Origin of the sequence: Stenotrophomonas maltophilia (assembly GCF_013464915.1) — a bacterium.
GTDB lineage: Bacteria > Pseudomonadota > Gammaproteobacteria > Xanthomonadales > Xanthomonadaceae > Stenotrophomonas > Stenotrophomonas maltophilia_AT.
On record NZ_RAVT01000061.1, the window covers coordinates 1 to 19,777 of the forward strand.

General features: G+C 67.7%; 16 protein-coding genes. 14 read left to right on the plus strand and 2 right to left on the minus strand.

What is annotated here, in order from left to right; all coding sequences use genetic code 11:
* The first annotated feature begins 173 nt into the window (after window positions 1–173).
* The 3 genes from D7T59_RS18935 to D7T59_RS18945 all read left to right on the plus strand — a co-directional run bounded on the left by D7T59_RS18935 (window position 174) and on the right by D7T59_RS18945 (window position 3,583).
* On the plus strand, window positions 174–2,102 hold the full coding sequence (locus tag D7T59_RS18935; protein ID WP_180852851.1) for a M1 family metallopeptidase: 1,929 nt from the start codon (window positions 174–176) through the stop codon (window positions 2,100–2,102).
* Between the two features lie 126 nt (window positions 2,103–2,228).
* The gene (locus D7T59_RS18940) at window positions 2,229–2,960 is read left to right on the plus strand and encodes a hypothetical protein (protein WP_164136567.1); all 732 of its coding nucleotides are present in this window, start codon (window positions 2,229–2,231) and stop codon (window positions 2,958–2,960) included.
* A complete protein-coding gene (locus D7T59_RS18945; RefSeq protein WP_180852852.1) occupies window positions 2,960–3,583 on the plus strand; it encodes an HAD family hydrolase in 624 nt (207 codons plus the stop codon). Before D7T59_RS18940 ends, D7T59_RS18945 begins: the two co-directional genes overlap by 1 nt.
* A 102-nt stretch (window positions 3,584–3,685) precedes the next feature.
* Here D7T59_RS18945 and D7T59_RS18950 read toward each other — a convergent pair whose 3' ends face one another.
* Complete coding sequence (locus D7T59_RS18950) at window positions 3,686–4,624, minus strand: carbohydrate kinase family protein (protein WP_134951036.1); 939 nt, start codon at window positions 4,622–4,624, stop codon at window positions 3,686–3,688.
* Window positions 4,625–4,907: 283 nt separating this feature from the next.
* Here D7T59_RS18950 and D7T59_RS18955 point away from each other — a divergent pair, with 283 nt between their 5' ends.
* From D7T59_RS18955 to D7T59_RS18995, 9 genes are all read left to right on the plus strand, one after another.
* On the plus strand, window positions 4,908–5,954 hold the full coding sequence (locus tag D7T59_RS18955; RefSeq protein ID WP_005411077.1) for a rod shape-determining protein: 1,047 nt from the start codon (window positions 4,908–4,910) through the stop codon (window positions 5,952–5,954).
* Window positions 5,955–6,075: 121 nt separating this feature from the next.
* Window positions 6,076–7,452, plus strand: coding sequence for a rod shape-determining protein MreC (gene mreC / locus D7T59_RS18960; protein ID WP_180852853.1), 1,377 nt, complete (start codon window positions 6,076–6,078; stop codon window positions 7,450–7,452).
* Window positions 7,449–7,934 carry a rod shape-determining protein MreD gene (gene mreD, locus D7T59_RS18965; RefSeq protein ID WP_164136564.1) on the plus strand — a complete coding sequence of 162 codons (486 nt, stop codon included), beginning with the start codon at window positions 7,449–7,451 and terminating at the stop codon, window positions 7,932–7,934. Before mreC ends, mreD begins: the two co-directional genes overlap by 4 nt.
* A 3-nt stretch (window positions 7,935–7,937) precedes the next feature.
* Entirely contained in the window at window positions 7,938–10,013 is a 2,076-nt protein-coding gene (mrdA, locus tag D7T59_RS18970) for a penicillin-binding protein 2 (protein WP_164136563.1), read from the plus strand.
* Complete coding sequence (gene rodA / locus D7T59_RS18975; RefSeq protein ID WP_164136562.1) at window positions 10,010–11,122, plus strand: rod shape-determining protein RodA; 1,113 nt, start codon at window positions 10,010–10,012, stop codon at window positions 11,120–11,122. Before mrdA ends, rodA (D7T59_RS18975) begins: the two co-directional genes overlap by 4 nt.
* A 148-nt stretch (window positions 11,123–11,270) precedes the next feature.
* Window positions 11,271–12,365 (plus strand): rod shape-determining protein RodA, encoded by a 1,095-nt coding sequence (gene rodA / locus D7T59_RS18980; RefSeq protein WP_180852854.1) that lies wholly within the window; start codon window positions 11,271–11,273, stop codon window positions 12,363–12,365.
* A 1,020-nt stretch (window positions 12,366–13,385) separates the two neighbouring features.
* A complete protein-coding gene (mltB, locus tag D7T59_RS18985) occupies window positions 13,386–14,531 on the plus strand; it encodes a lytic murein transglycosylase B (RefSeq protein ID WP_180852855.1) in 1,146 nt (381 codons plus the stop codon).
* A complete protein-coding gene (locus D7T59_RS18990; RefSeq protein ID WP_180852856.1) occupies window positions 14,528–15,796 on the plus strand; it encodes a septal ring lytic transglycosylase RlpA family protein in 1,269 nt (422 codons plus the stop codon). Before mltB ends, D7T59_RS18990 begins: the two co-directional genes overlap by 4 nt.
* Window positions 15,797–15,896: 100 nt before the next feature.
* Entirely contained in the window at window positions 15,897–17,117 is a 1,221-nt protein-coding gene (locus tag D7T59_RS18995; RefSeq protein WP_049447834.1) for a D-alanyl-D-alanine carboxypeptidase family protein, read from the plus strand.
* Between the two features lie 304 nt (window positions 17,118–17,421).
* Here D7T59_RS18995 and D7T59_RS19000 read toward each other — a convergent pair whose 3' ends face one another.
* Entirely contained in the window at window positions 17,422–18,495 is a 1,074-nt protein-coding gene (locus D7T59_RS19000) for a lipid A deacylase LpxR family protein (RefSeq protein WP_180852857.1), read from the minus strand.
* A gap of 303 nt (window positions 18,496–18,798) precedes the next feature.
* Here D7T59_RS19000 and D7T59_RS19005 point away from each other — a divergent pair, with 303 nt between their 5' ends.
* Both D7T59_RS19005 and lipB read left to right on the plus strand, forming a co-directional pair.
* Entirely contained in the window at window positions 18,799–19,077 is a 279-nt protein-coding gene (locus D7T59_RS19005; protein WP_005411067.1) for a YbeD family protein, read from the plus strand.
* Complete coding sequence (lipB, locus tag D7T59_RS19010; RefSeq protein WP_180852858.1) at window positions 19,065–19,775, plus strand: lipoyl(octanoyl) transferase LipB; 711 nt, start codon at window positions 19,065–19,067, stop codon at window positions 19,773–19,775. The genes D7T59_RS19005 and lipB overlap by 13 nt, the downstream gene beginning before the upstream one ends.
* The last annotated feature ends 2 nt before the right edge of the window (window positions 19,776–19,777 follow it).

Sequence of the window (19,777 nt, forward strand, 5' to 3'; positions counted from 1 at the left end):
CCCCCCCCCYCACCCCCCCCCCCCCCCCCCCCCCCCCCCCCGGGGGGGGGGGGGCCCCCCCCCCCCCCCCGCCACTACCGGCGCTGTGCCCGCCATTACCCCGCACCGCGCAACGCCTGCGTGGCCCGGGGGAGGTACCATTGGGGGTCTGATCCCCGTAACGGTCCCGATTCATGCGTAATCCGCTGATGCTCCTTCCGCTGGCCGTGGCCCTGGCCGCCGGCTGCTCCCAGGAGGCGGCCGCGCCCGCCGCCGCACCGACTGCCGAAAAGGCCCCCGCCGCCCCCGTGAACGCCGAGAACCGCAGCCACGACGAAAGCTCGTACGCCGAGCCGGACAAGGTCGCCATCAAGGACATCGCGCTGGACCTGAAGCTGGACTTCGACCAGAAGCAGATCGGCGGCACCGCCACCTACACCCTGGAATGGAAGCAGAAGGACGCCAGGCAGCTGGTGCTCGACACCCGCGAGCTGACCGTGTCCAAGGTCGAGGCCGTTGCCGCCGATGGCGCGCGCAGCCCGCTGAAGTTCGAGCTGGCCGCCGCTGACAAGGTGTTCGGCAGCAAGCTGACCATCGAGGCCCCGGAACAGCCGGCCAAGGTGGAAGTGACCTACCACACCGCGCCGACCGCCTCGGGCCTGCAGTGGCTGGCACCGTCGATGACCGAGGGCAAGAAGCTGCCCTTCATGTTCAGCCAGTCGCAGGCCATCCACGCCCGCTCCTGGGTGCCGCTGCAGGACACCCCGAGCGTGCGCTTCACCTACAGCGCGCACGTGGTCTCGCGCCCGGACGTGATGGTGCTGATGAGCGCCGACAACGATCCGAAGGCCGCGCGTGATGGTGACTACACCTTCAAGATGCCGCAGCCGATTCCGTCCTACCTGCTGGCCATCGCCGCCGGCGACCTGGTGTTCGAGCCGATCTCCGGTCGCTCCGGCGTCTGGGCCGAGCCGACCATGGTCAACAAGGCCGCCAAGGAATTCGAAGACACCGAGAAGATGATCGGTGCCGCCGAGAAGCTGTACGGCGAATACCGCTGGGGCCGCTACGACATGCTGGTGCTGCCACCGTCGTTCCCGTTCGGCGGCATGGAAAACCCACGCCTGACCTTCGCCACCCCGACCGTGATCGTCGGCGACAAGTCGCTGGTCTCGCTGGTCGCCCACGAACTGGCGCACAGCTGGTCGGGCAACCTGGTGACCAACGCCAGCTGGAAGGACATCTGGCTCAATGAAGGCTTCACCACCTACGTCCAGGGCCGCATCACCGAAGCCCTGTACGGCAAGGAGATGGCCGAGATGGAGAAGCAGATCGACCAGACCGACCTGCTGGCCGAAGTGAAGGACATGAGCCCGGCCGACCAGGCGCTGGCGCTGCCGCCGCTGAACGAGCGCGACCCCGACGAAGCCCTCAGCCAGGTCGCCTACGTCAAGGGTTCGTGGTTCCTGGAGTTCCTGGAACAGCGCTTCGGCCGCGAGACCTTCGACCCGTTCCTGCGTGGCTGGTTCGATGACCATGCCTTCCAGAGCGCGAACACCGACCAGTTCGTCGACTACATGAAGAAGAACCTGCTGCCGAAGAATCCGTCGGCAGTGACCGAAGCCGAACTGAAGGCATGGCTGGACGAGCCGGGCATCCCGGCGTTCGCGGCCAAGGCGCAGTCGCGCAACTTCAGCAGCGTCGATACCGCGCGCATCGCGTTTGCCAGCGCCGGCACCGTGCCGAGCAGCCAGGTCATCGCCGACTGGAGCACGCAGGAATGGGTGCGCTTCATCGACGGCCTGGGCGCGACCCAGCCGCTGGACAAGCTGGCCACGCTGGACAAGGCCTTCCACTTCACCGGCACCCCGAATGGCGAGATCGCCATGCGCTGGTACCCGCTGGCGATCCGCAGCGGCTACGAGCAGGCCAATGAAGGCGCAGCCGCGTTCATCGAGCGGGTCGGCCGTCGCAAGCTGATCATGCCGATCTACGCCGAACTGGTGAAGACCCCGAAGGGTCTGGAGTTGGCCAAGCAGGCCTTCGAGAAGGCCAAGCCGGGCTACCACCCGATCACCACCGCCTCGGTGCAGGACATGCTGGCCAAGGCCGAAGCCAAGTAAGAAAAACGCGCCGGGCATCCCCCGGCGCTTTTTTTGTAGAGTCGAGCCATGCTCGACTGGCTGTTGAATGGTCAGTCGAGCATGGCTCGACTCTACAAGAATGCGAATACACCAAGGACCTCCGCCATGAAACGACTGATCCTGCTCACCGCCTGTACCCTGGCCCTGGCCGCCTGCAGCAACCCTGAGGAAGAGCGCAAGGCGCAGGAAGCCGCCGCGGCGGCCGTGCAGGCGCAGAAGGAGGCCAAGGCCGAGGACGTCGCCAAGCAGTACGACATGGCCGTAGCCGCGCAGGACTGGGAGCGCGCGCGCCTGCATGGTGCCTCGCTGCTGGACCAGTACAAGGACACCGCCGCCGCTGAGCGCATCGCGGCCGGTTTCGATGAAGTAAAGGCCAAGGGCGATGCCGCGCGCGACCTGCGCCGCATGCAGGGGCTGTGGCAGTACAACCAGATTCCGGTCGGCAGCAAGGGCAATCAGGTCTCGGCGCAGATCTACAGCAAGGAACGCGTGGACGTGGATGGCAGCGGCGCCAAGCCGGTGCAGCTGGTGTTCCGCGATCATCCGGAGTGGAAGCGGCATGCCTACCTGGTGCTGCAGGCCGGCGATTTCCGCTGCCCGCAGTGCACGGTGAAGGTGACAGTGGACGACGGCAAGCCGGTGTCGATGGCCGCCTGGCGGCCAAAGACCGATGAAGCCATTGCGATGTTCATCACCGACCAGAAGGCGCTGTGGAAGCTGGCGCGCAAGGGCAAGTCGATCAGCATCGAGTTCCCGGTCAAGGCCGGCGGCACGCGCACGGCCGTGTTCGAGACCGGCGGTGTCGACGCCAGCCGCATGCCGCAGTGGTGGCAGTGATGATCGCAACGGGCAGCGCAGTGCACGCGTTGTCCGCGATCCGGCACTGGGTGTTCGACATGGACGGCACGCTGACGGTAGCCGTGCATGATTTCGCCGCGATCCGCCGCGCACTGCAGATCGCGGCCGAGGAAGACATCCTCGACCATATCGCGGCGCTGCCGGAGGCACCGGCGCAGGCCAAGCGGGCCTGGCTGCTGGATCACGAGCGCGCGCTGGCCGAGGACGCGCTACCGGCGCCGGGCGCGGTGAAGCTGCTGCGCGCGCTGGCGGCCGCGGGCTGCCGGCTGGGCATCCTCACCCGCAACGATCATGCGCTGGCGAAGCTGACGCTGGACGCGATCGGGGTTGGGGGACTGTTCGACGATGCCGACATCATCGGCCGCGATGAAGCGGTGCCCAAGCCCTCACCGGATGGCCTGCAGCAGCATCTGCGGCGTTGGGGCATCGGGCCTGCCAAGGCGGTGATGGTCGGTGACCACGCCTACGATCTGGAGTGCGGCCGTGCCGCGGGCACCCACACCGTGCTGGTCAACCTGCCGGAGAACCCGTGGCCGGGCCATGCCGACTGGCATTTCGCTGATTGCCGCGACCTGTTGGCCGCCTGGCAGCGCAGAGGGTAGTGCCGGCCGCTGGCCGGCAGTGTCGACCAAGGTCGACACCTACCAGGGCACAGCGTGTCGACCAGGGTCGACACCCACCGAGCGGGTGCGCGGGCAGTTCGTTTACGCGCCCAGCGCGTAACCGAACTGCTGCTTGAACTGCTCGTTGAACTCGTCAAAGGTGAAGCGCTGGTTCTGCGTGCCCGGGTGCTCGACCTTCAGCGCGCCCATCAGGTTGCCCATGCGGCCGATGGTCAGCCAGTCGTAGCCCTTCTGGATGCCGTAGATCAGGCCGGCGCGGAAGGCGTCGCCACAGCCGGTCGGGTCGACCACGCGGCGCTCGTGCGCCGGCGGGATGTCGTAGCTCTTTTCCGGGGTGTGGATGACCGCGCCCTTCGGGCCGCGGGTGGTGATGTAGGCCTTGACCCGGCTGACGATCTCCTTTTCGTCCCAGCCGGTGCGCTCCTGCAGCAGGTTCGACTCGTAGTCGTTGACCACCACGTAATCGGCCTGGTCGATGAAGGCGCGCAGCTCCGGGCCGTTGAACAGCGGCATGGCCTGGCCCGGGTCGAAGATGAACGGGATGCCGTCTTCGTGGAATTCCTGCGCGTTCTGGATCATGCCTTCGCGGCCATCCGGGCCGACCAGGCCCAGGGTCACGCCCGGCACGCCACGCACGTGGTTCTCGTAGGAACGCATCATCGCGCCCGGGTGGAAGGCGGTGATCTGGTTGTTGTCGTGGTCGGTGGTGATGAACGCCTGCGGGGTGAACAGCTCATCGATCACGCGCACGCGCGTCAGGTCGATGCCCAGGCCTTCGAAGTATTCGCGGTACGGGCCGAAGTCCGAACCCACGGTGCCCATCGGGATCGGCTGGCCGCCCAGCAGGTGCAGGTTGTAGGCGATGTTGCCGGCGCAGCCGCCGAACTCGCGGCGCATGCGGGGGACCAGGAACGACACGTTCAGGATGTGCACCTTGTCCGGCAGGATGTGATTCTTGAACTGGTCCGGGAACACCATGATGGTGTCGAAGGCAAGAGAACCACAGATCAGAGCGGACATCGATGTAAGCCTATGCGGTGAATTTTGGGATGGGCCGGCCCGGTTCAGCGGGCAAGCAAACGGCGCCCTTGGGCGCCCGACGGCGCAAAGGTTACCCGCTGGTGCCGCTCAGGGCCAGAACCGGGTGATGCCCGATCAGGCCGAAAGCCTGTGAAGACGCGGGTTCAGCTAGTTTTTTCCTTGCTCGGCGGCAGGCGGGTTGCTAGGCTTGTCGGCCTCGATTTCTGCCCATTTTTTCGCCATCCCGCGGCGGGCACGACACCCCTCAGGACTCCTTCCTCAGATGTTCAAGAAACTCCGTGGCATGTTCTCCAACGACCTGTCCATCGACCTGGGCACGGCCAACACCCTCATCTACGTGCGCGGGCAGGGGATCGTGCTGAACGAGCCGTCGGTCGTGGCCGTGCGCCAGGACCGTGCCATTGGTGGCACCCGCTCGGTGGCAGCCGTTGGCGCCGAGGCCAAGCAGATGCTCGGCCGTACCCCGGGCCACATCACCACCATCCGCCCGATGAAGGACGGCGTCATCGCCGACTTCACCTACACCGAGGCGATGCTCAAGCACTTCATCAAGAAGGTGCACAAGTCGCGCGTGCTGCGCCCGAGCCCGCGCGTGCTGGTGTGCGTGCCGGCCGGTTCGACCCAGGTCGAGCGCCGCGCGATCAAGGAATCGGCCGAGGAAGCCGGTGCCCGTGACGTGTACCTGATCGAAGAGCCGATGGCTGCCGCGATCGGTGCCGGCATGCCGGTCACCGAAGCCCGTGGCTCGATGGTCATCGACATCGGCGGCGGCACCACCGAAGTGGCGGTGATCTCGCTCAACGGCATCGTCTATTCGGCCTCGGTCCGCATCGGTGGCGACCGCTTCGACGAATCCATCACCAACTACGTGCGCCGCAACCACGGCATGCTGATCGGTGAAGCCACCGCCGAGCGCATCAAGGTCGAGCTGGGCTGTGCCTACCCGCAGGCCGAGGTGCAGGAGCTGGAGATCTCCGGCCGCAACCTCGCCGAGGGCGTGCCGAAGATGATCAAGATCAGCTCCAACGAGGTGCTCGAAGCCCTGCACGAACCGCTGTCGGGCATCGTCAGCGCGGTCAAGCTGGCGCTGGAGCAGACCCCGCCGGAACTGTGTGCCGACGTTGCCGAGCGCGGCATCGTGCTGACCGGCGGCGGCGCCCTGCTGCGCGACCTGGACCGCTTGATCTCCGAGGAAACCGGCCTGCACGTGCAGGTGGCTGACGATCCGCTGACCTGCGTGGCCCGCGGTGGCGGTCGTGCGCTGGAGCTGGTGGACATGCACGGCAACGAGTTCTTTGCGCCGGAATAAGCCGTCCCGGCCGTTCCTGCCCGCCGCGCCCTTCCGGGGTGCGGCCCGCCGCGATGGCGGGCCGGCACCGGCGGGGCGTCCGCGTGTTTCCCCTCCGCCTTCTGCCAGTTGAATCGTTGCCGTGCCGCCCTACGCCGGTCCTCCCGTTGCCTCCCGATCCGGTGATGCCGCCAGCCCCCTGCGGTTGCTGGCCTACCTTGCATTGGCCATCACCCTGATCGTCCTTGACGATCAGGCGGGTTGGCTGGCGCGCCTGCGTGAGCAGGCCAACAGCCTGGTGCAGCCTGTGTGGGCGCTGGCCGGCCTGCCCGGCAAGCTCGGCAACCAGGTCAAGGATTCCGCGGCCAGCCACACCCAGCTGGTCACCGAGAACCGCGAACTGCGCAACCAGCTGCTGCTGGCCAACGCGCGCCTGACCCGCCTGCAGACCGCCGCGCTGGACAACGCCCAGCTGCGCGAACTGCTGAACGTGGCCGAGCGCAGTGGCCTGGACGTGCAGCTGGCGCCGATCCTGGATATCGACCTGGATCCGGTGAAGCAGCGCCTGGTGCTCGACGCCGGCAGCCGCGAAGGCGTGCATGTCGGCCAGGCGGTGATCGATGCCGGTGGCCTGATGGGGCAGGTGATCAGCGTCACCGGCGGCACCTCCACCGTGCTGCTGCTGACCGACCCCGACCACGCGGTGCCGGTCACCGTGGCCCGCAACGGCGTACGCCTGATCGTCTACGGCCGCGGTGACAAACTGGAACTGCGCGACATCCCGCTCAGCGCCGGCGTGGAAGTGGGGGATGAGATCGTCACCTCCGGCCTCGGCGGCCGCTTCCCGGCCGGCTTCCCGGTCGGCACCATCACCGGCCTGCGCCCGGACGACACCCATGCCTTCCTGGTCGGTGAACTGAAGCCGGCCGCCCAGCTGGACCGCGGCCGCGATGTGCTGCTGCTGCGCCCGGGTGCGGCAATTCGCTTGCCGCAGGCAGGCGAATTGCCTCAGCCTGGTTTGCCTTCGGCAAACCAGGCTGCCGGGGGGGCATCCCACCTTACCCCCGCGCCTTCGGCGCGCGCCCCTCAACAAGAGGGGGGCTCCACCCCAGCCAGCTCTACGGTAGTGCCGGCCGCTGGCCGGCAACAGCCCTCGTCGCAAACGAGGACTGTTGCCCCCGCATCCTCCCTTGACCCCGCGCCGTTGGCGCGCCCCCTTGAGCCGACTGCACCTTCGGCGCAACCGGCCCGCGCATCCTCCCTTACCCCCGCGCCTTCGGCGCGCCCCCCTCGACAAGAGGGGGGCTCTCCCCCAGCCGGCTCCACGGTAGTGCCGGTAGTGCCGGCCGCTGGCCGGCAACAGCCCTCGTCGCAAACGAGGACTGTTGCCCCCGCATCCTCCCTTAACCCCGCGCCGTTGGCGCGCCCCCTTGAACAACAAGGGGGCTCCACCCCAGCCAGCTCTACGGTAGTGCCGGCCGCTGGCCGGCAACCGACCACGCCGGAGGCACAGCGATGAGCCGCCTGCGCGACAACCCGTGGGTATTGCCGGCCAGCCTGGTGGTGGCCCTGCTGCTGGGCCTGCTGCCGCTGCCGGCGCTGCTGCAGCCACTGCGCCCGTACTGGCTGGCGCTGGTGCTGGCGTACTGGGTGATCGAGACGCCCGAGCGCGTCGGCCTGGGCATCGCTTTCGCCAGCGGCGTCATCGCCGACCTGCTGTACGGCGGCGTGCTCGGTGAACAGTCGCTGCGGCTGGTGATGCTGGCCTTCATCCTGCAGCGCTTCCGCGCCCGTATCCGCTTCTTCCCGATGTCGCAGCAGATGCTGGCCATCGGCGGCCTGCTGTTCAACGACCGCATCGTCAGCGCGCTGGTGCATATCCTGGTGGGCGAGCCGACCCTGCCGTGGTCGTACTGGTGGGCGCCGCTGCTGGGCATGGGCCTGTGGCCGCTGGTATTCGTGCTGCTGGACGCGGTGCGCTTCGGCAAGCGCGGGCGCTGAGCCATGATCCCGCGTCGCCAGGTCAAGAATCCGCACGCTGAAGCCGAACAGTTCCGCCGCCGTGCGGCGCTGGGTTTCCTGGGCGTGCTGGTCTGCCTGCTGGGCCTGGGCGGCTGGTACTTCAAGCTGCAGGTGCTGGACCACGACGTCTACGCCACGCGTTCGGAAGCCAACCGCATCAAGCCGCGACCGGTGGTGCCCGGGCGCGGCATGATCTACGACCGCAACGGCCGCCTGCTGGCCGAGAACGTGCCGGCCTTCCGCCTGGACGTGACCCCGGACAAGGTCAAGGACATGGACGCCACCCTCGAAGGGCTGGCGAAGATCATCAGCATCAGCCCGGAAGAGCTGGAAGCGTTCAACAAGTCGCGCAAGGCGCGCCGCAAGTTCCTGCCGGTCACGCTGAAGCTGCGCATGAGCGACGAGGAGATGGCGCGTTTCGCCGTCGACCGCTGGCGCTTCCCCGGCGTCGAGCTGGAGCCTTACCTGACCCGGCGTTATCCGTACGGCGACCTGTTCGCGCACATCATCGGCTACGTCGGCCGTGTCGACGACAAGGATCTGGAGATCCTCGGCGAAGGCAATGCCGCGCTGACCCACATCGGCAAGTCCGGCCTGGAGCGCTATTACGAGCAGCAGCTGCGCGGCAAGGTCGGCTACGAGCAGGTCGAGACCAACGTGCAGGGCCGTGCCATCCGCACCATTGGTCGTGTCGCTGCGCAGTCCGGTGCCGACCTGCGCCTGTCCATCGACGCCGACCTGCAGCGGGCCATGGTCGCCGCCTTCGGTGACCAGGAAGGCTCGGCGGTGGCGATGGACCCGCGTACCGGCGAAGTGCTGGCCATGGTCAGCCTGCCGTCGTACGACCCGAACCTGTTCGTCAACGGCATCTCCCATGCCGACTTCAAGGCGCTGAACGAGAACCCGTCGCGGCCGCAGTTCAACCGGCTGGTGCTGGGTGGCGTCGCCCCCGGTTCCACGCTGAAGCCGCTGATCGGCCTGGCCGGGCTGGATTCGGGCGTGCGCCGCCCGGAAGACAAGGTGCTGTCCACCGGCATGTTCTACCTGCCGGGCACTTCGCGCGGCTGGGGTGACGCCCACCGTGGCGGCCACGGCTGGACCGACCTGCGCAAGTCCATCGCCGAATCGGTCAACACCTACTACTACAAGCTGGCGCTGGACCTGGGCATCGAGCGCTTCGACCATTACATGGAGTACTACGGCTTCGGCCAGCCGACCGGCATCGACCTGACCGGCGAGATCGGCGGCATCCTGCCGTCGCCGGCCTACAAGCGGAAGAGCCGCAAGGAAGCCTGGTACCCCGGCGACACCGTCAACATCAGCATCGGCCAGGGCGACTGGAAGGTCACCCCGCTGCAGCTGGCGCGGGGCGTCAGCGGGCTGGCCGACGGCCAGCTGCGCACCCCGCACCTGGTGATCCAGCAGCGCGAGGGCTTCGACAGCGACTGGACGGCGACGCCGCCCGGCGAAAGCAAGCCGGTCAGCCCCAATGCCAACAACGTGCAGGCCGTGCGCGAGGGCATGATGGCGACCATGCGGCCCGGTGGCAGTGGCTGGCGCGTGGCGGTCGGTGCGCCGTACGTGATGGCCGGCAAGACCGGTACCGCGCAGGTCATCAGCCGCAAGGGCACCGCTGCCGTGAACCCGAAGAGCCTGCCGATGCACCTGCGCCACCGCGCGCTGTTCGTCGGCTTCGCGCCGGTCGAAAACCCGGTGATCGCGATTGCGGTGGCGGTGGAAGGTGGTGGCTACGGTGGTTCGGCTGCTGCGCCGATCGCACGCAAAGTGTTCGACGCCTACCTGCTGGGCAAGATGCCCGAAGGCATGCAGCCGCTGGACAGCGAGCGTGGCACCACCGCCATCGGCGCCACCGCGTTCGACAACGAAGACGCCGGCGCACGCCAGGCCGGTGACCTGGCTGCCGCGCAGCTGGGCGAACACCCGGTGCTGGTCGGCGTGCCTGCGCCGGAACCTGCACCTGCGCCGCAGCCGGGTACGCCGGCCGCCGCCGCACTGCCGGCCACGCCACGCCCGACGGTTGCGGAGCCCGCACGATGAAAGTATTCCTGCGCTGGGCCGGCGACATGCTGCGCCGCTTCTTCAGCACGCTGGACTGGGTGCTGTGCCTGGCCCTGGGCGCGCTGATGGTGATCGGCCTGGCCACCTTGAAGAGCGCCGGTGGCGATGGCCTGGTGATGGCGCAGGGCGCGCGCTTCGCAGTGGGCATGGCCGCGCTGTGGGGTATCTCGCGGGTGCCGATCCTGCGCATCCGCTCGGCCACGCCGATGATCTATGCGATCTCCATGATTCCGCTGCTGGCGGTGTTCGTGCTCGGCACCGGCAAGTACGGCCGGCAGTGGCTGGACCTGAAATTCTTCTACCTGCAGCCGGCCGAGCTGCTGAAGGTGAGCCTGCCGATGATGGTGGCCTGGTACCTGCACAGGATGCCGCTGCCGCCGCGCTTCAACACCGTGCTCGTGGCGCTGGTCATCATCGGCGTGCCGACCGGCCTGGTGATGCTGCAGCCGGACTTCGGTACCGGCGTGCTGATCGCCGCCAGCGGCGTGTTCGTGCTGCTGCTGGCGGGCCTGCCGTGGTGGTGGGTCGGCCTGGGCGTGGGCGGCGTGGCTGCGGTCGCGCCGGTGGCCTGGTTCTGGCTGCTGCGGCCGTACCAGAAGGACCGCATCATGATGTTCCTGGACCCGGAGATGGATGCGCTGGGGGCCGGCTGGAACATCATCCAGTCGAAGATCGCGATTGGTTCCGGCGGCTTCGATGGCAAGGGCTGGGGCGAGGGCTCGCAGTCGCACCTGAACTTCATTCCCGAGCAGACCACCGACTTCGCGTTCTCGGTGCTGAGCGAGGAATTCGGCTGGATGGGCGTGGCCCTGGTGCTGACCCTGTACCTGGTGGTGATCGGGCGCTGCCTGTGGATTGCCAGCCAGTCGCGCGATTCCTATTCGCGCCTGCTGGCCGGTGCCACCGGCCTGGCCTTCTTCGTCTACGTACTGGTGAACGGCGGGATGATTTCCGGCCTGCTGCCGGTGGTGGGCGTGCCGATGCCGCTGATCAGCTACGGCGGCACTTCGGCCGTATCGCTGCTGGCCGGCTTCGGACTGGTGATGGCGGTGCGCAGCCACAACCCGGTGCACGGCGGCTACGGCTAGCCGCCGCGCTTCCTGCTCCTGACTCCTGTAGAGCCGAGCCATGCTCGGCTGCTTCTGCTGTATGAAAGGCAGTCGAGCATGGCTCGACTCTACAAATGCGGCGCCGCGCTGACAGCTTCACGCAAGCGCGCGTTGCTACCGTGCCCGCGTGGAATGGAAACGACTGCTTGGCGGCTGCCGTGAGGCAGTGCGCACGATTGATCTGCCGTTGCTCGTCGCGCTGTTGATCCTGATGGGCGCCGGCCTGGCGGTGCTGCATAGCGTGTCCGGCCCGGTGGCCGGGCAGGCGGCGCGTTTTGCCGGTGGCCTGGCGTCGATGTGGCTCCTGTCGCGCGTTTCGCTGCTCCGACTGCGCGCGTGGACCCCTGCGATCTACGCGCTGTCGATGCTGCCGCTGATGGCGGTGTACGTGATCGGCACCGGCAAGTATGGGCAGCGCTGGCTCAATCTCGGCGTGTTCTACCTGCAGCCGTCCGAGCTGCTCAAGCTCAGCCTGCCGCTGATGATGGCCTGGTACCTGCATCGGCAGCCGCTGCCCCCGTCACCGCGCACGGTGCTGATCGCTGCCGTCCTGATCGGCGTACCCGCCGTGTTGATCCTGATGCAGCCCAACCTCGGCACCGCCACCCTGGTCACCGCCAGCGGCGTGTTCGCGCTGCTGTTGGCCGGGCTGCACTGGGGCTGGGTGGCGACCGGCGCGACGGGCCTGGCAGTGGCCGCGCCGCTGGCCTGGTTCGGCCTGTTGCGGCAGTACCAGAAGGATCGCGTGCTGACCTTCCTCGACCCGGCGGCCGATCCACTCGGTACCGGCTGGAACATCCTGCAGTCGCGCATCGCGATCGGATCCGGTGGCTGGGACGGGCGTGGCTGGGGGCAGGGCACGCAGGCCACGCTGGATTTCCTGCCCGAGTACACCACGGACTTTGCGTTCTCGGTTCTGGCCGAAGAGTTCGGCTGGATCGGCGTGGCCAGCGTGTTCGCGCTGTACCTGTTCGTGGTCGGGCGCTGCCTGTGGATCGCGGTGCATGCGCGCGACACGCACGCGCGGTTGCTGGCCGGCAGTCTGGGGCTGGCGTTCTTCGTCTATGTACTGGTGAATGGCGGGATGATTTCCGGCCTGCTGCCGGTGGTGGGCATTCCGATGCCCTTGATCAGTTATGGCGGCACCTCGGCGGTCTCGCTGCTGGCCGGCATCGGACTGGTGATGGCGGTACGTGGGCACCGTCCCGTGCACGGGGGATAGGGTTTCCAGCCAACGGCGCAGCCCCTCGTGGGTGGGGTTGGTCGCTGAAAGCCGGAGTGCTGAGGGCTGGCCGGGCGGGTGGGCAGTGCGGGGACGCCGTGAACCCATCCTTGGGGGCTTGGCCGCGGCATCCATGCCGCGGACACCCCGCACTACCCACCCACCCGGCCGCTGACAGGTTCCTGGGTCGTCCACCCACGGAGAAGAAAGAGAAGATCAACAGCGGATCGCAGCGCTGCGCTTGCTCGTGTAGAGCCGAGCCCACGCTCGGCTTCGCGGACCGGGCGGAAATGAGCCGAGCGTGGGCTCGGCTCTACAAATAGCGGCCTGCCAGGCTGCTTTTGCGTTTGATCTTCTCTTTCTTCTCCGTGGGTAGACGCGCACGGAACCTGTCCATGGCCGGGTAGATGGGCTGCGCAGGGGCGTGAGCCGCATGGATGCGGCGACCGAGCTTACATGGACGTACTTGCAGCGTCCCCTGCGCAGCCCATCTACCCGGCCCCACCCATGAACTGCTTTGCGCGGCCACCCACGAGGGGCTGCGCCGTTGGCTGGAACCTTCCTGACTCTGCGCAACGCCTGTTGTGGAAGCGTTCTCACAACAACGCGCGGGAGCACTGCAACTGACCAAAGTCCATAAAAATTGTTAAAGAGCTCACACTTTTACGCCGCGTTGATCCTGATCAATGGACTTGTCGTAATCGGCCTGCACAATGGCGGCCCGTTCGGCACGGCGCGCCGTCAATCGTTGCAGCGCGAGGGGGCGTCGGGCGGGAGCAGTACTGATCCAACGGATACAAGGAGCGCGGGGCACTGCCACTGGGGAGCGGCAGCCGCGCAGGTATCGACCGGATCCGGTCGCCGGTTGCGTCTGCGGGGATGGGGACGCAACCGGCCACCTCTATCTGAATGGGGAAACACGATCACGACGTCTTCACATTTCCCGCTGAACGCGGGCAAATCGTTGTGATTCATGGTGTTAGGGGTTTTAATTCATCCATGACCTGCTAACCTGCGACGATGATTCGACGCACTCTGGCCTGCATGCTCACCCTCGGCCTGGTCGCCTGCGCGACCCAGCCGAAGTCCCCACCGTCTTCGCCCCAGGCCAGCAGTACGCCGCGCCAGCCCGCCACCAAGGCCCATGGCCCGGCCGAGGCTGCACCCGAAGCCACCGCCGCCAGCGCGCCGCCGGTTGATCTCACCCCGGTGCCGTTCGAGACCGCGCGGGCCCGCTTCGTTGCCGATACCGCCAAGCGCTATGGCCTGAAGCCGGAGCAGATCAGCAGCGTGCTGGACCAGGCGCAGGTGCGCCAGCCGATCATCGCCGCGATGTCGCGCCCGGCCGAGCGGGTCAAGCCGTGGAACGAATACCGGCCGATGTTCATCAGCAAGGCACGCATCGATGGCGGTCGCGCGTTCCTGGCCGAGCACCGCGCCGAACTGGATCGCGTGCAGCAGCGCACCGGCGTGCCGGCCGAAGTGATCGTGGCCATCATCGGCGTGGAAACCAGCTACGGAAAGAATGCCGGCAGCCATCGCGTGCTCGATGCGCTGTACACGCTGGCGTTCTACTACCCGCGCAGCGGCGACCCGGCCAAGCTGGAACGCGAAGTGCGGCGCGAACTGTTCTTCCGCGATGAGCTGGCCAAGCTGTTCGAGCTGGGCCGCGAAGAACAGCTGGACATCACCACGCTCAAGGGCAGTTATGCCGGTGCGATGGGCATGGGCCAGTTCATGCCGTCCAGTTACCTCGATTACGCGGTGGATGGCAACGGCGATGGTCGTCGCGACCTGTTCAACAGCTACGATGACGTGTTCTCGTCCATCGCCAACTACTTCGTGAAGAAGGGCGGCTGGGTGCGTGGTGGCCAGGTGGCCGTACCGGCCACGCTGGCGCCGGGCCGCGAAGAGTTCAACCCGACCGAATGGATGCCCACCTGGTCGCTGGCCGACCTGGCGCAGCGCGGCTACCAGCCCAGCGCAGCAGTGCAGCCGGGCGCCACGGCCACGCCGATCACGCTTGAAGGCAGCACCGGCAAGCAGTACTGGCTGGGCTTCCAGAACTACTACGCGATCACCCGCTACAACCTCTCGAAGATGTACGCGATGGCCGTGTTCCAGCTGTCCCAGGCCATCGCCGGACAGGAGCTGCCCCCGGCATGAACATCAGATGGCTGGTCCCGAGCTTGATCGTCCTCGCGCTGGCGGCCTGCAGCAGCGCGCCGAAGAAGCCGGCCACGGCCGGCCATGGCGGCAAGTCCAGCGGTACGCTGGTGCAGGGGCGTGGTTCGCGACCGGCGCACTGCCCGGAGGGTTCGCCGTATGCGGCGGCCAAGGAAGACCTCAGCACCCGCGGCAATTACACCGCCGGTGGCCTGTACAAGCCCGGGGTGAAGGACAGCACGCCCACCTACATTCCGAACGTGGCCTGCATTCCCGAGCCGGAAGTGACCGCCGAGGAACGCTCGGCGATCGGCAACAAGACGCCGTACGTGGTGCTGGGCAAGTCGTACAACGTGCTTGACGACACGCGTAACTATGTCGAGCGTGGCACCGCCTCGTACTACGGCGCCAAGTTCCATGGCCGCCTGACCTCCAACCGCGAGGTCTACGACATGTACCAGTTCACCGCCGCGCACAAGACGCTGCCGCTGCCCAGCTTCGCCCGCGTGACCAATCTGGACAACGGCGAGTCTGTGATCGTGCGCGTCAATGATCGTGGCCCGTTCCACGATGGCCGCGTGGTCGATCTCAGCTACGCCGCCGCCGTGCGCCTGGGCATCACCCAGCGCGGTACCGGCAATGTCGAGGTGCGCGCGCTGCAGCCGGGCGAGAGCAACCTGATGGCGCAGAAGCCGTCGCGTCGCGAGCGTCGCGCTGCCGAAGCTGCCGCTGCCACCGCCGTGGCCAGTGCGCGCCCGGTGCCGGCTCCGCGTGCTTCCACCGACAGCGACATCGATCGCCTGGTCAACCGCCTGCCGACCGATGGCGCCCCGGCGCGCGGCCAGCCGGCCACCACCCAGGGCGTGGCCAGCACCGCGCCGGACGTGGCGGTCAGCAGCCTGCCGCCGAGTGCGCCCGTGGTGCGCAACCCCGCGCCGGCCCCGGCCGTTGTCGCCAGCACGGCCCCGCGCACGGTTGCACCGGCACCGGTGCGTGCCGCCCCGGCGGCGCCCAGCCTGTCGCAGCAGATGGTCGGCGCGGTGATGGTGCAGGTCGCCAGCTTCTCCAACCGCGACAACGCCAACCGTGCGATGGGCCAGCTCAGTGCCGCCGGCATCGTCGGCGCGACCATCAGTGACATCGCCGCCGGCGGCCGTACCCTGTTCCGCCTGCGTGTTCCCGCCAGCGACCATGCCAGTGCTGCGGAACTTGTCGGTCGCATCGCCGGTCTTGGCCTGGGTTCGCCGCAGATCGTCAAGGATTGATCCGCCCGGGCCGGTGCTGCCGGCCCATGCTCCCCCGGCCTTACAATGGCCGTTACGTTCCACCCTCCATTCCCGGCCGTCCCCTGGAGCCTGCTGTCCAATGAATTTCCGTTCCGCCGCCACCGCCCTGGCCGCCACCCTGGTGGTGGGCCTGGCTTCCGCCCAGACGCCGCTGCCGACTCCGGCCACGCCGGCGCCCGCCGCCGCCGCTGCCGCCCCGGCCACCGTCGCCACTCCGCCGGCCCCGGCGCCGAGCGTGTCCAAGGCCTGGGTGCTGATGGATTACGCCACCGGCCAGGTGCTGGCTGGCGAAAACGTCCACGAGCAGCTGGCCCCGGCCAGCATCACCAAGGTGATGACGTCCTACGTGATCGCCGCCGAGGTCAAGAACGGCAAGGTCCGTGCAGATGACCAGGTGATGATGAGCGAGCGCGCCTGGCGCGAAGGTGGCGCCGGTACCGATGGCAGCTACAGCGGCTTCCCGGTCAACCAGACTGCACGCCTGGAAGACATGGAAAAGGGCATGGCGATCCAGTCCGGCAATGACGCCGCGATCGCCCTGGCCGAACATGTGGCTGGCAGCGAAGAGGCCTTTGCCTCGCTGATGAACAGCTACGCCGCCAAGATCGGCATGAAGGACTCGCACTTCGTCAACGCCCATGGCCTGACCGCGCAGGGCCACCACAGCACCGCCTACGACCTGGCGCTGCTGGGCCGCGCGATGGTGCGCGATTACCCGGAAACCTACGCGTACAACAAGATCAAGGAATTCCAGGTCGGCAACATCAAGCAGCCGAACCGCAACCTGCTGTTGTGGCGCGATGGCAGCGTGGACGGCATCAAGACCGGCCACACCTCCGAGGCCGGCTACTGCCTGATGAGCTCGGCCCAGCGCGGCGACCAGCGCCTGATCGCCGTGGTGCTGGGCGGTGCGTCTGAGAAGCAGCGTGCCGATGACAGCCTGGCCCTGCTGAACTGGGGCTTCCGCTTCTTCGAGACTCACCGCCTGTACGAACCGGGCAAGGCCGTGGCCGAGCACAAGGTCTGGAAGGGCACCACCGACAAGGTGCAGCTGGGCGTGGCGCAGCCGATGCTGGTCAGCGTGCCGCGCGGCCGCTACAACGACCTGAAGCCGAGCATCGACGTGCCCAAGACCCTGGAAGCACCGTTCACCGCCGGGCAGCAGATCGGCACCGTGAAGGTCACCCTGGATGGCAAGGTCATCGCCGAGGCACCGCTGGTGGCCGTGGCTGCCGTCGAGCAGGCCGGCTTCTTCAAGCGCCTGTGGGACAGCTTCTGGATGTGGTGGGAATCGGAATGAGCCACGCCCCGGCGTGGTGAATGAAAAGGCCGGCGAATGCCGGCCTTTTTGTTTCGGGCGGGATGTCGGTAGTGCCGGCCGCTGGCCGGCTCCCCATGAACCCATCCGGAGATGGCAGCAGCCGGCCAGCGGCCGGCACTACCCTCAGCCCCTCGCTTACAGCGAGCGATGCAATAGCCGGTGTGCCGACCAACGGTCGGCACCTACCCGCTTCACCCTCAGCCCCTCGCTTACAGCGAGCGATGCAATAACCGGTGTGCCGACCAACGGTCGGCACCTACCCGCTTCACCCTCAGCCCCTCGCTTACAGCGAGCGGCTGATGGTGAAGCTGCCGAAAACCGGCGACTGGCGCTGGCCATTGAACTCGCGGGTGCTGTGGTAGCGCGCCACTGCGAACTTCCAGCGCCCGCGCATCACCGCGATGCCGTAGCCGCCCTGGGCGACCACGTGGCGCTTGTCCACGCTGTGGCTGTTGCGGAAGGTATTGCCGTCCAGGGTGATGTCGCGGATCACCCATGCCGCGTCGGTGGTCGCAAACAGGTGCCAGGACCAGCCGCTGGGGCGGCCACCACGGGTCGGCGCGGTGTTCTCGCCGGCCGGGCGCAGCGGCGTGCTGCCGAAGTCGTCGGGCAGCTTCCAGCCGAAGCGCACTTCGCCACCGGCGTTGGCCTTGGTTTCCAGGTTGCCGATCGCACCACCATAGTGGCTGATCGCATCCCAGCCCCAGCCGCCGGCATTGACGCTGGCATCGGCCGGCCAGCGGCGCATGCGCTCGTGGGTCAGCATGAACACCGGCTCGTTGTGCAGCTGGTTGTCCCAGCCCTCGAACTTCTTGTCGTTGAGGATGTTGTGCACGGCATCCTGCACCTGCTTGCCCTGCGCCCAGGGCCCGACCACGCCCACGGCCAGCTGGGTGGTCTGCAGGCGGTCGCCGCTGCGTGCGTTGAAACCGAAGCTGGCCAGCAGCACGCCGGCATACGGGCGGTCATCCTCGATCAGGTCGCGGCGGGTCGGGTCGGTCGGGGTGAAGATGCCCTGGCCGATGCTGAAGATCATGTTCTGCTGCTCGAACTTGCCGGGGTGCAGGCCTTCCAGGTACTGGTTCACCCAGCGCGCCATGCGCGGCAGGCAGGGGTCGTCGGTGTAGTCGACCAGGTTGGGCGAGACCAGGGTCAGCTGCGCGCCGTTGGTATAGCCCTGGTCCTGGTGGCGGCCACCAAACAGGTCGTTGTCGACGCGGAAGTTGATCTGCGGCGGGTGGTCGCGCATCGCGTCCGGGCCACATTGTTCGGCCGCCTGGGCGACAAGGGGGAGGGTGGCGGCCAGCAGGCCGGACAGCCCGAGGACTGCGACGCTACGCATGGATGGAATGCTCATGGGGAAGGGGGCGGTTGTCTGTCGTTCTATGCAACGACACGGTACGCGTGAGTACGTGACGGAACGAGCGCTTTCCGATCACTTGTCTGTTCCGAAAACAACATTGTCCGGCGGACACAATTCGTTACATGCGTGCGATCGGTGCCATGCCCGGATCCGGCCGGCAGGGTGCCGGTTCCAGTCAGCTGGTGTTTGGCCACCACAGGGCGCCGCCGCTCCCCGCAACGCAGCGGCTCGCCCGTGCCGCCTTTGACTTTGATGAATACTCTTGGGTTTGTTGCCCTGCGGCCCGATAATGGGTCCATGGAAATCAAGTCCGACAACCCCGACCACGGCTTCCAGTTCCCCGGCCAGTTCGAGCTCAGCGCCATGGGCCCGGCCAACCGCGGCCTGGAACATGAGCTCCCCCGCCTGCTGCTGGCTGCCGGCATCGATGTCGTCAATGAACGCATCAGCTGGAAGCATTCCTCCAACGGCAAGTACGTGTCCGTCCGCATCGTGTTCAAGGCCGAGAGCCGCGAACAGTACGACCTGGCGCACCAGGCGCTGCGCGACCATCCGGAAGTGAAGTGGACGCTGTAGCCGACAGCTGCCCGGCCGATGCCGCCCCGGAAGACCGCGCGCCGCGTCCGGCGGTGGTCCGTGACCTCGGCCGCCAGGCGTACGAGCCGGTGTGGCGCGCCATGCAGCGCTTCACCGACCAGCGCAGTGACACCGATGCCGACGAACTGTGGGTGGTCGAGCACGACCCGGTGTTCACCCTGGGCCAGGCCGGCAAGGACGAGCACGTGCTGGCGCCGGGCGATATCCCCGTGCTGCACGTGGACCGTGGCGGCCAGGTGACCTATCACGGCCCCGGCCAGATCGTGGTCTATCCGTTGCTGCGCCTGCCGCGGCTGGGCATCGGCGTGCGCGACTACGTGTGCCGCATCGAGCAGGCCCTCATCGATACCCTGGGCGAGTGGAACATCGGCGCCGAACGCCGCGAGGGCGCCCCGGGCGTCTACGTCGGTGGCGCCAAGATCGCCGCGCTCGGCATCCGCGTGCGCCGCGGCTGCACCTTCCATGGCCTGGCCTTCAACGTGGCCATGGATCTGGAACCCTTCCACCGCATCAACCCCTGTGGCTACCAGGGGTTGCAGGTGACCTCGGTGGTAGACTTGGGCGGCCCCTCCGGGATGGAGGCCGTCAAGCCGGTGCTGCTGGACCACCTGGCCCGCCAGTTCGGCCTGCTGCTGCAGCACACCCCCGAACTGCCCGATCTTTCTGCGGCCGCCTGACC